Below are 13,821 nucleotides of genomic sequence, written 5' to 3'. Positions count from 1 at the left end.
AATGAATAATAATAAAAGTAGTTTTTACGACACCAGTAATATTGCGTTACTTCTTTTAAAGATGAGAACTTTTATTGCGTTGTTTATCATATTAGGTTTTTTCTCTTTAACCGTAGATGGTTTTTTAGCACCTACTAGCTTAATTATTATGATTAAGCATATTTCGATTAATGCTTTTCTCGCCTTAGGTATTACTTTTGTCATTATAACGGCTGGGATCGATTTATCGATTGGTGCAACATTAGGTTTTTGCGGAATGGTTGCTGGTTATCTTATTTCTAATGGTTTAATTATCGAGCCATTAGGTATTGCTATTTTTCCTAGCGTTTGGGTTGTCGTACCCATTGTGATTGTTATTGGTGGGCTAATAGGCGCATTGAATGGACTGATTATTACTCGATATAAAGTCGCGCCATTTATTTGTACTTTAGGGACTATGTATATTATCCGCGGGGCGGCGATGTTGCTTTCTGGTGGTGAAACCTTCCCTGGGCTTCAGGGTAATCCTGAATTGGGTAATACAGGATTTGATGCTATTGGTGCTGGGTATCTTCTTGGTCTGCCAATCGCAATTTGGTTGATGTTTATTATGGCTGCCATCATCGCATATATTGCTAAAAAATTGCCTTTTGGCCGTCATGTGTATGCGATTGGTGATAATGAACGTGCTGCTGAACTGTCGGGCATCAAAGTGAATAATGTTAAAATTTGGGTATATACCATCGCCGGTTTGTGTGCTGCTGTTGCTGGTATTGTGGTGACTTCTCAGTTGGTTGCTAGTCATCCTGCGACAGGGACGGCGTTTGAAATGAACGCTATCGCGGCCGTTGTATTGGGTGGTACGTCTCTGGCGGGTGGCCGCGGAACCATAATGGGAACGCTAATAGGGGCTTTTGTTATTGGTATATTGGCTGATGGTTTGGTCATGATGGGCGTCAGTGAATTTTGGCAGATGGTCATAAAAGGGCTTGTGATTATTATCGCTGTCATCATTGATCAAATGCAGAATAAATTGCAATACAAAGCAGCTATTAGCTCTCAAAAATTGACATCTTAACTTATCGGTTAAGACATTAGTAAAATGATTCTAAAAATTTAAAAATAAAAACACAGAGGTTTATTAAATGAAAATAATAAAACAAGAAGCAATCGCCTAAATTTGTTATTACTTTAGAGTGTCCTTTGGAGAATAAAAATGAAATTAATAAAAGACAAAAAGATTTTAGTCGCCGCTGATTGGGCTGGTTTTCCGCTTAAAGAAGTTATCGTTAAGTACTTGGAAAGCAAAGGCTGGGAAGTTACAGATATTGGTGTGAAAGACCCTGATGATCCAGACGTGGAAATGTTTCATCGCATTGGTTTACGCGCAGGCTCGAAGATCACTGAAAAAGAGTTCGAACGTGCGATTATTTTCTGTGGTACTGGTATGGGCGTTCATTTGGCCGCGGCTAAGTGTCCAGGTGTTCGTTGTGGCGTAGTAGAAAGTGTTCCTGCTGCTCGTCGTTGTGTAATTGGTAACGATGTTAACGTGTTGTCTCTGGGAGCTTGGTATGTCGCGCCAGAAATGGGTAAGGCAGCCGTTGATGCCTTCTTGAGCACAAAATTTGGTGATGATCATGAATGGTGGCCAGATTTTTATGAATATCACAAAATTGCCGTGGATGAGATGGAAGCATTTGATTACGACGAATACAAAGCCAATAATTTTGAAGTGCACAAATTAGGCGACTTGACCCTAAGTCTAGTGGATAGACCTGAAGGAAAGTAAGCTGATATCCCCAGCTTTTTGCTGGGGTTTTGTTTTATTCCTTTTTAAATCGTTATCAGGGGTGGGCATTGGCTGTTAAGAAATGTCGCTTAGATTAATCTTTCAAAATCGCTTCGGCGGTGACTCTGTCTGTGATTAACACGTCAATGTAATTCCCCGATAACGCCCCTTTTATGGCTTCGACTTTGTCCAAGCCTCCCGCCAGTGCCACCACAAGTTCACAGGCTTCGAGTTGTTCTAATGTCATCCCAATCACGGGATCGTCTTCTAACTTGATAACTGGCTTACCATCTTTATCGTAGTAATGTAGACAAATGTCGCCTACGGCACCTTTGCTAGCCAGTTCTTTCAACACTTTCGTATCGTAATAGTTGCCTGAATTGCGCAGTAAGTTTGATGGTTCCAACATACCAATGCCGACAATGGCAAGGTTTACTTTATTGAACATTTCAACCACATCCGACACTTCTGTCGTGCTAAGTAGTTTGTTTTTTTCTTCTAAGGATCGCTCAATGCTTTGTGCTGGCAACATGAATGCGTCACAGGACAAAATATCAGCCATATTTTGCGTCAAAATAGTTGCCTGAATATTACCGTTGTGACCGACACCGCCTAATACTTGAATGACGCCTTTTGCGTTGGCTTTTGTTGAGTGCAAATGGTCAACCATCGAACGGATGGTGTCACTCCAAGAAGATATGCCAATAAGGTCGCCATCTCTTAACGAGGTATCCAAATAGTGAGCAGCAGAAGAACCTATCACGCGTTTGATTTGTGCATCACTCGGGTTGTCTTCGATGTCAACCACGATCACGTTGGATACATTAAAGCGCTGTTGGATTTGAGACTCTAGTCCGATAAATACAGAAGGCGGTTGGATAACACTGATTTTTACTATGCCTTCTTTGAGGCATCGAGTAATTGCTCGAGACACTTGAGATTGTGAGAGTCGCAGTGTTTTGGCGATGTCTGCTTGCTTTAAACCATCTTGGTAATAGAGTGTGGCTATTTTTAATAGCAGTCTTTTTTCGTCGGTTTTTGACATTGTTTTTGTGGTCTCTCAACGGACTTTTATGCTGACCCTTAATATTAAAGGTCGCACCACAAAAATACTATCCTTTCGCTTGTTTAGCTGATGATATCTACCATACTAAACAAGCGCATCTAGTCTAAGTGAGAGTATTCAAGCCAATTGCCTTGCACCACTGCTGTCACTTTGATGGTGCAGTAAGTTGTCGACGGTGGTTTCAGCGATGTGGTTAAGCGCTTCTATGGTGAAGTAGCCTTGGTGACCCGTCACGACGACGTTAGGGAAGGTGAGCATAAGCTGGAAAACGCTGTCTTGGATGATGTGTGATGACATGTCTTCGAAGAAGATTTTGTTTTCTTGCTCGTAGACATCTAGACCTAAATTGCCGATTTTACCGCTGTAAAGTGCGTCAATGGCTTCTTGTGCGTGAACTAATGCGCCACGGCTGGTGTTGATGATCATCACGCCGTCTTTCATTTTTGCTAGGCTGTCTTTGTTGATGAGGTGATGAGTCGAGGGATTCAAAGGACAATGTAGGCTGATGATGTCGCTTCTTTGGTAGATCTCATCGAGTGGAATGTATTGGCAGCCTTGATCGATAAGTTCTTGTGACGGATATAAGTCATAACATAAAACCTTGCAGCCGAAGCCTTTCATGATGCGACAAAACGCCGCGCCAATTCGTCCTGTACCAATGCAGCCGACGGTTTTTCCCTCTAAGTTAAATCCCATTAACCCTTCTAACGCAAAGTTGCCTTCTTTAACTCGGTGATAAGCACGGTGTGTTTTGCGGTTTAACGTCATGATCAGTGCGACAGCGTGTTCGGCCACGGAGGTTGGGCTGTAATCTGGCACGTGAAATACCTTGATGCCTTGTTTTTTTGCGGCATCGAGATCGACGTTATTGAATCCTGCGCAGCGCAAGGCGATGGTGTTGACGCCTTGTTGTTTTAAATGCTGAATCACTTCAGCGTTAACATCATCGTTGACGAAACAAGAGATCGCATCAAAACCTTTTACTAAGCTGATGGTTTCCATGCTTAGGCGGCTTTCAAAGTAAGTCATGGATAAGTCGGTGGCATCCGCGAAGGTGGCGAGGGTTCTTTTGTCATAAGGTTTGCAGGAAAAAACAGCAACTTTCATAAAACGTGATCCTGTCGTTTTGTTAGAGATGGATATGTTAGTTATAACTTAAAAACGTGTGTATAGCTCATAAAAGGCTGTTGATGTGATTTTTATGATTAATATGTTGATTTAAGGCAATGGGGTTGCTGTTAAAAAGAAAAATTTGCCTTATGTAAAGTGCGTAAGAAATTGTAACCCCGGCTGGTTTTTATCGCACATTATTAAGTTATAAGTTATTAATTCATCTACACTTCATAATGAATTTGATCGGCTAAATAGCACGAGTAAGGCATTTATAAAGAATAATCTTGCCTGGAGGCAAATGTGAATTGGACCTCATCTGAACATATCTATAACCGCTGGGTGATGATTACGTTGCTGACAGGAACGCTGATAACGTGTGTTATTGCTTATAACGTTCAAAATTCTAACGAAGAGAGAATTAATCAGGCGGCTTATGACACTTCGGTTATGCTGAAACAAGAAGTTGCTAGCAGGATAGAGCTTTATCAGTATGGCCTTCGTGGTGCACGCGGCGCAGTGTTAACGGCGGGTGAAAATACGATAACACGGGATATTTTTGAACAATATAGTCGGTCGAGAGATGTTGATAATGAGTTCGCAGGCGCTCGTGGTTTTGGTTTTATTCGTCGAGTTCCTCAGTCAGATGTCGATACGTTTACTTCCATGGCTCGCCAGGATGGTTGGCCGAGTTTCTCCATTAAAATGCTTAATCCTAACTTCAACGAGCATTATGTTATTCAATATATTGAACCGGTAGAGCGTAATCGTCAGGCTGTCGGGTTGGATATTGCTTCAGAGAAAAATCGCCGCGAGGCCGCGGCCTCCTCTTTATATAAAGGGGAAGTTCGTCTAACCGGTCCAATTACCTTGGTACAAGCAACAGGAAAACCCCAGCAATCTTTTTTAATTCTGATGCCGATTTATCGTGGCGGTAGCACTCCTTCAACTCAACAAGAGCGCATAGAAAAAGGCTTTGGCTGGAGTTATGCACCTTTATTAATGGAAGAGGTGTTAGCGGGTTTAAATTATGATCCGAATAAATTTTATTATGAGCTTTTTGATATTACGGATTTAGACGATCAAATTCTTTTTTACAATAGTGGTGAAATAGAAAATGCCAGCTATGAGCAGGTTGAGACCTCACTAGTTTATGGTCGTCATTGGCAAAGTCGATTGCATGTTTCTCCTGCGTTTATTGCCGACTTACACCTTCCTGACCCCTTTGTATTTTTAGTGGTTGGTTGTTTGATTAGCTTGCTAAGCGCTGTTGTTGTTGGAGGTGTTCGAATCAATATGGCTCGTCAGCGTGAAGTGATGGCTTATCAGTCTAGAATCACGGCGCTCGTAGAAAGCTCTGCTGATGGGATTATTAGCAAGAATCTAGATGGTGTGATTCTGAGTTGGAATAAAAGTGCTGAGTCTATTTTTGGCTATGCCAAAGAAGAAGTTATAGGACGCAAAGTTCTAGATTTACTGGTACCAAGTTCGCTTAAAAATGAAGATAAAGCGATATTTTCTAGCGTCAAAGAGAAGAAAGAATCGATTTCTATAGAGACTCGGCGAATGACTAAAGCAGGGACGGAAGTTCCAGTTTCTCTGACATTCTCCCCAATATTTAATAACGATAATGGCATTATCGGTGTCTCTCAGAGTGTGCATGATATTTCTGAGCGTAAGAAAGCAGAGGCTAAAATTCGAGAGCTGAATGCGAATTTAGAGAGTCAAGTTAAGGAGCGAACGGCCGAACTTAGAGAGCTTAATTTACTCTTGAGTGAAGTGTTAAATGCATCATCAGAGGTTTCTATTATTGCGACTGATATGAATGGCGTTATTACGCTATTTAACAACGGTTCTGAAAGAATGTTGGGGTATTCTGCAGAAGAAGTGGTTGGCAAAATTAAACCTGCGCATTTTCATCTTGAATCCGAGTTAGAACAGAAACGTCTCGAAATATATGAGAAAACTGGCAAAAACATAGAAAATCCATCGAAAATAATAGCGTTTAATGTGCTTAGTGATAACTACGATAGCCAAGAATGGACTTATGTTGATAAGCAAGGCAACACGCGTCCTGTCTCCTTGGTGATCACACCAATGAAAAATAGTAATCATGAGATCATTGGTTTTCTTGGCATCGCAATGGATATTTCCGAACAAAAGAAAAGCCATCATGAGCTGATGTATACCAGAGATCAGTTGTTATTAGCAGCAGAAGTCGCCGAACTGGGAATTTGGACTTGGGATATAGAAGACGACTCTCTTGAGTGGAGTGATCAAATGTTTGATATATATCACCTGCCTGCATCTGTTAAAAAAGACGGTATTAAATACCTAGATTGGTATAACCGGGTTCATCCTGATGATAGAGCTATGGCTGAAACTGCGTTAAAAGAGGCGGTAGAAGGGATTAATGAATACAATTTAGTGTTCCGAATTATTCTACCTGATGACAGTATTCGTTACATTTTTGCCAGAGCGTCTTTACAAAAAAGCCCGACAGGCAAAATGACAAAAATGACGGGTATTAATCGTGATATTACTCAAGAGCGTGAGCTAGAGGATTGGCTACGAAAAGCCAAAGATGAAGCTATCGCTGCGAGTGCTTCGAAATCGAGTTTCCTTGCCAACATGAGCCATGAAATCCGAACGCCGATGAATGCCATCTTAGGCATGCTTCATTTGGCCAAACGTACAGATCTGACGATTCAACAAGATGATTACATTTCAAAAGCGCAAATATCCGCGAAATCACTGTTAAGTTTGATTAATGATATTTTAGATTTTTCCAAAGTTGATGCTGGAAAGTTAGAGTTAGAGAAGGCGCCCTTTGAGGTCGAGGAATTATTGTGTGAATTGTCTACTGTGCTGTCTGGCAGTTCTCTAGGAAAAGATGTCGAGCTGATTTTTGATATTGATAAAGACATTCCTGCTTATCTTATTGGCGATAAATTGCGCCTGTTGCAAATATTGATCAACTTGGTGAGCAATGCCGTGAAGTTCACTTTAGAAGGCAGTGTGATACTCGAAATCAAACGGCTTGACGACAATGCTGACGTCTCTCGCCTTATGGTTTCCGTGCAAGATACGGGGATTGGTATCGCTCAAGATCAAATAGACTCTATTTTTGATGTGTTTTCACAAGCTGAATCCTCTACCGCTCGACGTTTCGGTGGCTCAGGGTTAGGGCTGGTTATTTGTCGCCGTTTTGTGGAGCTGATGGGTGGATCGTTGCATGTAGACAGCGTGTTAGGTGAGGGAAGCCGCTTTTATTTTACGATTGACTTGCCTGTTGCCGATATTCACATTGAAAAAATACCGCATCAAGTATCGAGAGAATCCCTACGTATTCTAATTGTCGATACGAATGTTGCGACGCAAGTTATTTTTGCCCGCATGGCATTCAGTCTTGGATGGATGAGTGAAAAGGCAGAGTCACTTGAACATGCTATCCAATTAGTTCAAGAAGCTGCCGATCAAGATAATGCTTATGATATTGTTTTATTAGATTCTAAAACAGTCGATTTCAACGGGCAAAAAAGTATCGCGGGCATTAACGCAGTTATTACTTCATCTAACAATCAGCCGAAAATAATCTTATTAACCAGTACGATGAGCACTCAATTAGATAGCGAACTTGAGTCTGTCTCTGGTTATTTATTGAAGCCGGTTACCTTGAGCAAATTATCCGAAGCGGTTTATCAATCCCTGTCTGATGTTAAAACACCCATAGCAATAGAACTCAGTAATGGTCGTGAAGAAGGGCGCTTAGCGGGAGTCTCATTGCTGCTAGTGGAAGACAATGCCTTTAATCGACAAGTGGCAACCGAATTATTGACAGTGGAAGGCGCGAACGTCACTGTGGCTGAAAGCGGGTTAGAAGGCGTCGCAATGGTATTAAATCGGAAAGAAGAAATGTTCGATGTAATATTGATGGATATGCAAATGCCTGACGTGGATGGTTTGGAAGCAACCAAGCAAATTCGTAAAGATGCTAGATTCGCCAAACTTCCCATTATTGCCATGACCGCCAATGTATCGGAAACAGATCGTCAGGCTTGTTTTAACGCCGGTATGAATGATCACATTGGGAAACCATTAGACATCGATCAAATGGTTGCCTGTATCCTTAAATACACGGTTCTTGAGTCTGCCAATGACAGTGATTCTGTGATTGCGATTCGAGAAGAAGTCGCGGCAACAGAGCTGATTGAACCAGCGGCAGAGTCTGATGAATACGAAGACATAGAATCTATCTTAAGTCGGTTCGGTGGCAGTGTTGATCTTTATAAAAGTGTTGTCGAGGGATTTACTCTTGAGGCAAACGATTTATTAGAAAAGATAAAAGAAGGCACCGACGAGAAAGATAAGGTTAAAATACGTGAGCATCTTCATACACTGAAAGGCGCGGCACTAACAATGGGATTATTGAAACTATCCAATCGATTGTCTGCCTTTGAAGAGATACTAAAAACATCCGAGGACAGTGCAGTAATAGAAGCGTGCTTATCTGCCATTAACGTGACTGAATGGCATGTTGAGTTAGAAGAAGAGCTTGCTATTATCTTTGCAAAAATCCCCTAATACAGCGAATGAAGTATAAAAAAATAGCCCGATTATCGCATGACAATCGGGCTATTTTTTACTTGTAACCGTTAGCTTTTAGATTATCACTAGAAGACAATTATCCTTGGGATAAGGTGTCTAGTGTTTTCAAAAGCCAATCTAATTCATTTTCACCTTCTAAACGAGCAGCCATGATTTGTTCGTGCTCCATAACTCGTTCCGTTAACGTTAAGAAGAATTTTTCACCAGTTTTTGTCATAAACAATGCATAGGATCGACGATCATTTTTAGCCGGTCGGCGTTCAAGAATGTCCATCTGTTCCAGTTTATCGACCGCGGCAACCATTGCCGATCTATCGTTACCAAGGGCTTGGGCGACGGCTGTTTGAGTCAGCCCTGGGTTTCGCTCCACAATCGCAATAATGGCAAATAAGCCGGGGCTAATTCCTAAATCTGAACACACTTCCGAAAATTTACTAAAAAAGTTCATTTGAGCGCGACGTAGGCGATAACCAATTAAGCTATTGAGTATTCCAAAGTCTATTGGTTGGTCTGTTTTTTTTGTATCGTCAGCCATGGATGTTCCAGTTTTTTATCCTATAAACGGGTATTGTAATATAAAACGCTGTTTTGGTGTAATGGTAAACAGTTTAGCTTTATATCGAGAGAGCAAAGGCCGTGAAGCCAGTGCTTTCTCTATTGTCATCATACGAGTTTATTCTGATTAACCTATTAGGTGAACCAATCCGAGTGTGATACTTGGGAAAAGTATCAATAAAGCCACCCTAACAAAGTCAGAGATCAGGAATGGAATCACGCCTTTGAAACATTCTTTAAGCTTGAGGCTGTCATCGAACGATTTAATGATAAAGACGTTCATACCGACGGGAGGTGTGATTAAGCCAACTTCCACCACAATCAGAGCAAGAATACCAAACCAAATACCTAGGTCTGCTTGCGGAATGCCAAAATCCATTGCCATTACCATTGGGAAGTAGATTGGAATCGTCAGCAAAATCATCGCCAAACTATCCAAAAAACAACCCATAACCAAATAAGTTAATAGCATCAGAACCAAAATGGTATAAGCAGATAAACCAGAGTTTTGGATCAGCTCAACCCCTAAATCTGGCAACCTAGACAGGGCGATAAAGACACTGAACAAATCTGCACCTAACACGATAAAAAAGATCATCGCAGAAGACACAGCGGTTTTCATCAAACAAACTAACAAACCATCAAAGCGCATTTTGCCATGAGTAAAGGCTAAGATAGCAGTCAAAATAACCCCGACAGACGCGGCCTCAGTCGGTGTGAAAATGCCTAAATAAATACCACCTAATACGATTAAGAAAATCCCTGTAATGTGCCAAACATCTTTGGTGGATTTGATTTTTTGGGCCAAAGTGGTTTTTTCGCCGCGTGGACCTGCTTCAGGGTATATACGCACATAAATAGCAATGGCGAGAATATAACCACCAGCCGCTAAGAACCCCGGAATAAACGCCGCTATAAACATTTTAGAAATGTTTTGCTCGGTTAATACGGCGAAGATGATCAACACCATGGACGGTGGAATCAAAATCCCCAGTGTTCCGCCAGCGGCCAAAGCACCAGCGGCTAGGCTGCCAGAATAATTAAGGCGCTTCATCTCAGGGAGAGCGACTTTACCCATGGTCGAAGCGGTTGCTAAAGACGATCCGCAAATGGCACCAAACGCCGCACATCCCGCAATAGCGGCCATGGCGATGCCGCCCCGTTGACGACCAATCCAAGTATTACAAGTTCTAAAGAGTTCTGCCGTAATACCAGAGCGTGTTGCCAGCTCTCCCATTAGTAGGAAAAGAGGCACAACCGACAAATCATAACTGGAGAACTTTGAAACCGGCGCAGTGCCTAAATATTCTAATAGAGCAGGGAAACCGCCGATCATGGCGTAACCAAATGCACCACAGACCAACATGGACAACGCAATCGGAATGCGGATGCTCATGAAGACCATCAGCACAGCCATCATTAAAAAGGCCAATTCAATATTAGTCATTATTACCTCCACGAAGCGTGGCGAACAAGCGATACAGGCCGCATAAGCCGCAAAGCGTCATTGCAATGACGCCAACAATAAAAGTCCACCAAGTGGGAAGTTCAAGTAGCATGCTTTGCTCTAAATATTCCTTTGCTTCAAATCCGCTTAAAGTCATTCGATAAGCAAACGTAAAAGAAATGACGGTGAAAACGATGTCACCGATCAGCTTTAAGATATACAAGGTGCTCGGTTTACAATTCGCGGTAAATAAATCCACAATGACGTGGCCTTTGCGAATATAGCAGGCAGGTAAAAAGAGAAATATCGCCATTGCTAAGCCCATTTCAGTGATTTCGTAATCACCTTCAATAGACTGGCCAATGGTGGTTCGACCTATAATGCTAGCGACGGTTACCGCCGCTACCACTAACATGATAAACCCACCTGTTAATGCAAATATGTCCGAGATGCGCCCTAGGACAGAGCGCTGTAAGTCGGTAGTAAAACGTATCATGTTAAATCACCCTAGGTGCAGTGTGGCTTAAAAGTTTTCATACTTTTTGATAAGGTCTTTGGCTTCGTCTAATAGACGTTGTCCGTCATAACCCTCATCATTCATTTCTTTAAGCCATTGAGCTGTAATTGGCGCTAGCTTTTCTTTCCAGCGGTCGTACTCGGCACCTTCGATTGTGCTAAAGCTGTTACCACGTTTTACGGCATCACCACGAGCACCGATTTCATAAGCATCAAACGCATCACCGATGAAGCCCGCTAGATTCACGCCAGAGTTATTGTCCATCACCTTTTTAAGGTCTGCTGGCAGCTTGTTATAAGCATCATTGTTCATCGAGAAGATAAAGAACTGAGTGTACAGACCGCGATCACCTTTGAACTCGGTATGGTGAGGTGCTAACTCGTCAATTTTTAGCGGTTTTACTACTTCAAAAGGAAGCGTCGCAACATCAATTACCCCTTTTGAAAGCGCGCTTGGCATACTTGGAACTGGCATAAAGACAGTGTTTGCACCCAAAATACCAAAGGCATCCGCCATCATTTTGTTTGGCGCGCGCACCTTCAAACCTTGTAAGTCTTCAATTGACTTGATGTCTTTGTCACGAGAATGAAGCGAGCCGGGGAAGTGAGTATGCATGGCAAGCAGATGAACGTCTTTTAGTTCGTCTTGCATTTCTTTTTCTGCATATTCTTGTAGCGCCATACTAGTTATACGGGCGTTTAATGGCATGAAAGGCAATTCAAATACAGTCGCTTTTGGGAAACGTCCTGGCGTATAACCACCTACAGTCCAAGTGATATCGACAATACCTTTGCGGGTTTGGTCAAAAAGCTGCGGTGGTTTTCCGCCAAGCTGCATCGCTGGGTAAATATCAATGTGAATACGGCCATTAGACTCGGCTTCAACTTTATCGGCCCAAGGCTGTAGGAAGTTGGTGTGCGCATTCGAAACAGGAGGAAGCATGTGATGCAGCTTGAATGTGTATTCAGGTTCTACAGACATGGCATTAAAGGATAGGATAGAGCCCGCGATTAACGCTAAGCTTTTTAGTTTTAATTTTTTCATTTTTATCACCTTAATTTTTTTTGTTATTAAGTGTTTGTATTCTTATTTTGGCATTCCTTTTCCATTGCTGCTTAAGAATTATCTCCTTTGTGACATAAATTGTTGTGCTTTTCAACAATTGGCCTTATCGAATTTTTACTAAAGGTATTCAAAAAAGGTAAGACGCCATAATATATTGAAAACTAAAACAGTTTTTTGTTTAAAAAGACGCTTTTTTAGTGATATTAAACGGCTTTCTAGCCAGTGCCTTTTGCTGTTGGTGAGTGCCAAAAGATTTGTTGTTTTTTGTATCGGCTGCAATGTCTCTGTTGAAAAGCGTTCTCGTAAAGAGAACGCTGAATCTCGACCATTAATATGATGTTTTATGAATCTTGGTATTTCTTGATTAGAGATTTTGTTTTATCAAGCAGACGTTGGGCGTCATAACCTTCTTTATTCATGTCTTTGAGCCACTGCGTTGTGACCGGTGCCATGGCGTCTTCCCAGCGTTGATGTTCTTCACCTTCGATATAATCAAAACTGTTGCCTGCGTCGACCGCATATTTACGGGCAAACACTTCATAGTTGTCGAATAGATCGCCAATATGACCCGCTAAGGCGATACCAGAGTTATTGTCGATTACTTTCTGCAAGTCGGCGGGCATGTTGTTATAAAGGTCTTTGTTCATCGAAAAAATAAAGGTGTTGGTATAAAGCCCAGCGCCTTTGAATTCGGTGTGATGTTTTGCCAATTCATAAATTTTCATCGGTAAAACCACTTCGAAAGGCAATACCGCAACATCGATGACGCCTTTTGATAAGGCACTAGGCATTTCAGTCACCGGTAAAAATATCGTGTTGGTTCCGACTGTTTTAAACGCATCGGACATGACTTTGTTTGGCGCTCGTACTTTTAGACCTTCTATGTCTTCTAGTGTTTTTATGGCTTTTTCTCTTGAATGAAAGGAGCCGGGCGCATGAGTATGAGCCGCAATTAAGTGAACGTCTTTTAGCTCATCTTGCATTTCTGTTTCTGCGTATTCCTGCAATGCCATGCTGGTGGCTTTGGCGGTGCTTGGAATGAAAGGAAGTTCAAACGACGTCATTTTAGGGAATCGCCCCGGCGTATAGCCAGCAACGGTCCAAGACATATCGACAATGCCTTTTCTGACTTGGTCAAATAATTGTGGAGGTTTGCCGCCCAGTTGCATCGCTGGGAAAACATCTATTTTGATACGACCATTCGATTCGGCTTCAACTTTTTTAGCCCAAGGTTCCAAGAATTGTGTGTGAGCCATCGACATTGGTGGCAGAAAGTGATGTAGCTTGAGGTGATATTCCGCCTCTGCTGCAAACGCATTGATAGACATCATTGAGGCTGCGATTAAGGCTAAGCCTGATTTGTGTATTTTTTTCATTCAATTCACCTTGGTTTTATTGTTATAGGAGCGTGTTTTTGTATTTTAAAAGACCTAAAACGCCTTTCTTTCCTCGTTCTTTGTTCGCGTCCATGTTTATTTCTATGCGGAATGAACACTTTTTACTACTGTCATTTAAATCATAGTTGGTTTTCACATAAATTGTTGTGTCTTTCAACAAAATTCCATATAGATTTTTTAAACAAGGTATTCAAAAAAAGTAACGACACTTAAAAATGTTTGTAAAAAAATAGTTGTGATGTACAACATAGTCAATTCCCAATCGAATAAACAACTATAAAAGTGATG

10 protein-coding genes are annotated in these 13,821 nt (G+C 41.7%); 3 read left to right on the top strand and 7 right to left on the bottom strand.

From position 1 onward, the window contains the following. The first annotated feature begins 1 nt into the window (after nucleotide 1). Nucleotides 2–1,057 (top strand): ABC transporter permease, encoded by a 1,056-nt coding sequence (locus ACO05V_RS17045; protein ID WP_421854240.1) that lies wholly within the window; start codon nucleotides 2–4, stop codon nucleotides 1,055–1,057. A 138-nt stretch (nucleotides 1,058–1,195) separates the two neighbouring features. Further along, nucleotides 1,196–1,768, top strand: a complete 573-nt coding sequence (locus tag ACO05V_RS17040) for an RpiB/LacA/LacB family sugar-phosphate isomerase (protein WP_421854237.1) — start codon at nucleotides 1,196–1,198, stop codon at nucleotides 1,766–1,768. 94 nt (nucleotides 1,769–1,862) lie between these two features. Here ACO05V_RS17040 and ACO05V_RS17035 read toward each other — a convergent pair whose 3' ends face one another. Together ACO05V_RS17035 and ACO05V_RS17030 are read right to left on the bottom strand one after the other, a co-directional pair. After that, nucleotides 1,863–2,813, bottom strand: coding sequence for a sugar-binding transcriptional regulator (locus tag ACO05V_RS17035; RefSeq protein WP_421854234.1), 951 nt, complete (start codon nucleotides 2,811–2,813; stop codon nucleotides 1,863–1,865). Between the two features lie 138 nt (nucleotides 2,814–2,951). Continuing rightward, nucleotides 2,952–3,941: a 2-hydroxyacid dehydrogenase gene (locus ACO05V_RS17030; RefSeq protein WP_421854231.1), complete on the bottom strand. Its 990-nt coding sequence runs from the start codon at nucleotides 3,939–3,941 to the stop codon at nucleotides 2,952–2,954. A gap of 306 nt (nucleotides 3,942–4,247) precedes the next feature. Here ACO05V_RS17030 and ACO05V_RS17025 point away from each other — a divergent pair, with 306 nt between their 5' ends. Then, nucleotides 4,248–8,528, top strand: coding sequence for a CHASE domain-containing protein (locus ACO05V_RS17025; protein WP_421854228.1), 4,281 nt, complete (start codon nucleotides 4,248–4,250; stop codon nucleotides 8,526–8,528). Between the two features lie 100 nt (nucleotides 8,529–8,628). Here the strand turns inward: ACO05V_RS17025 and ACO05V_RS17020 are convergent, their stop codons facing one another. The 5 genes from ACO05V_RS17020 to ACO05V_RS17000 form a co-directional block, all read right to left on the bottom strand. Beyond that, complete coding sequence (locus ACO05V_RS17020) at nucleotides 8,629–9,087, bottom strand: MarR family winged helix-turn-helix transcriptional regulator (RefSeq protein WP_421854225.1); 459 nt, start codon at nucleotides 9,085–9,087, stop codon at nucleotides 8,629–8,631. A 147-nt stretch (nucleotides 9,088–9,234) separates the two neighbouring features. After that, nucleotides 9,235–10,554, bottom strand: coding sequence for a TRAP transporter large permease (locus tag ACO05V_RS17015; protein WP_421854222.1), 1,320 nt, complete (start codon nucleotides 10,552–10,554; stop codon nucleotides 9,235–9,237). Next, nucleotides 10,547–11,050, bottom strand: a complete 504-nt coding sequence (locus tag ACO05V_RS17010) for a TRAP transporter small permease (protein WP_421854219.1) — start codon at nucleotides 11,048–11,050, stop codon at nucleotides 10,547–10,549. The genes ACO05V_RS17015 and ACO05V_RS17010 overlap by 8 nt, the downstream gene beginning before the upstream one ends. Before the next feature lie 27 nt (nucleotides 11,051–11,077). After that, the gene (locus ACO05V_RS17005) at nucleotides 11,078–12,115 is read right to left on the bottom strand and encodes a TRAP transporter substrate-binding protein (RefSeq protein WP_421854216.1); all 1,038 of its coding nucleotides are present in this window, start codon (nucleotides 12,113–12,115) and stop codon (nucleotides 11,078–11,080) included. A gap of 362 nt (nucleotides 12,116–12,477) precedes the next feature. Continuing rightward, nucleotides 12,478–13,512 (bottom strand): TRAP transporter substrate-binding protein, encoded by a 1,035-nt coding sequence (locus ACO05V_RS17000; protein ID WP_421854213.1) that lies wholly within the window; start codon nucleotides 13,510–13,512, stop codon nucleotides 12,478–12,480. Nucleotides 13,513–13,821 lie beyond the last annotated feature (309 nt).

The sequence above is a fragment of the Marinomonas sp. genome (assembly GCF_965225885.1).
Classification (GTDB): Bacteria; Pseudomonadota; Gammaproteobacteria; order Pseudomonadales; family Marinomonadaceae; genus Marinomonas.
This window is presented reverse-complemented; position numbering and strand designations above follow the sequence as displayed.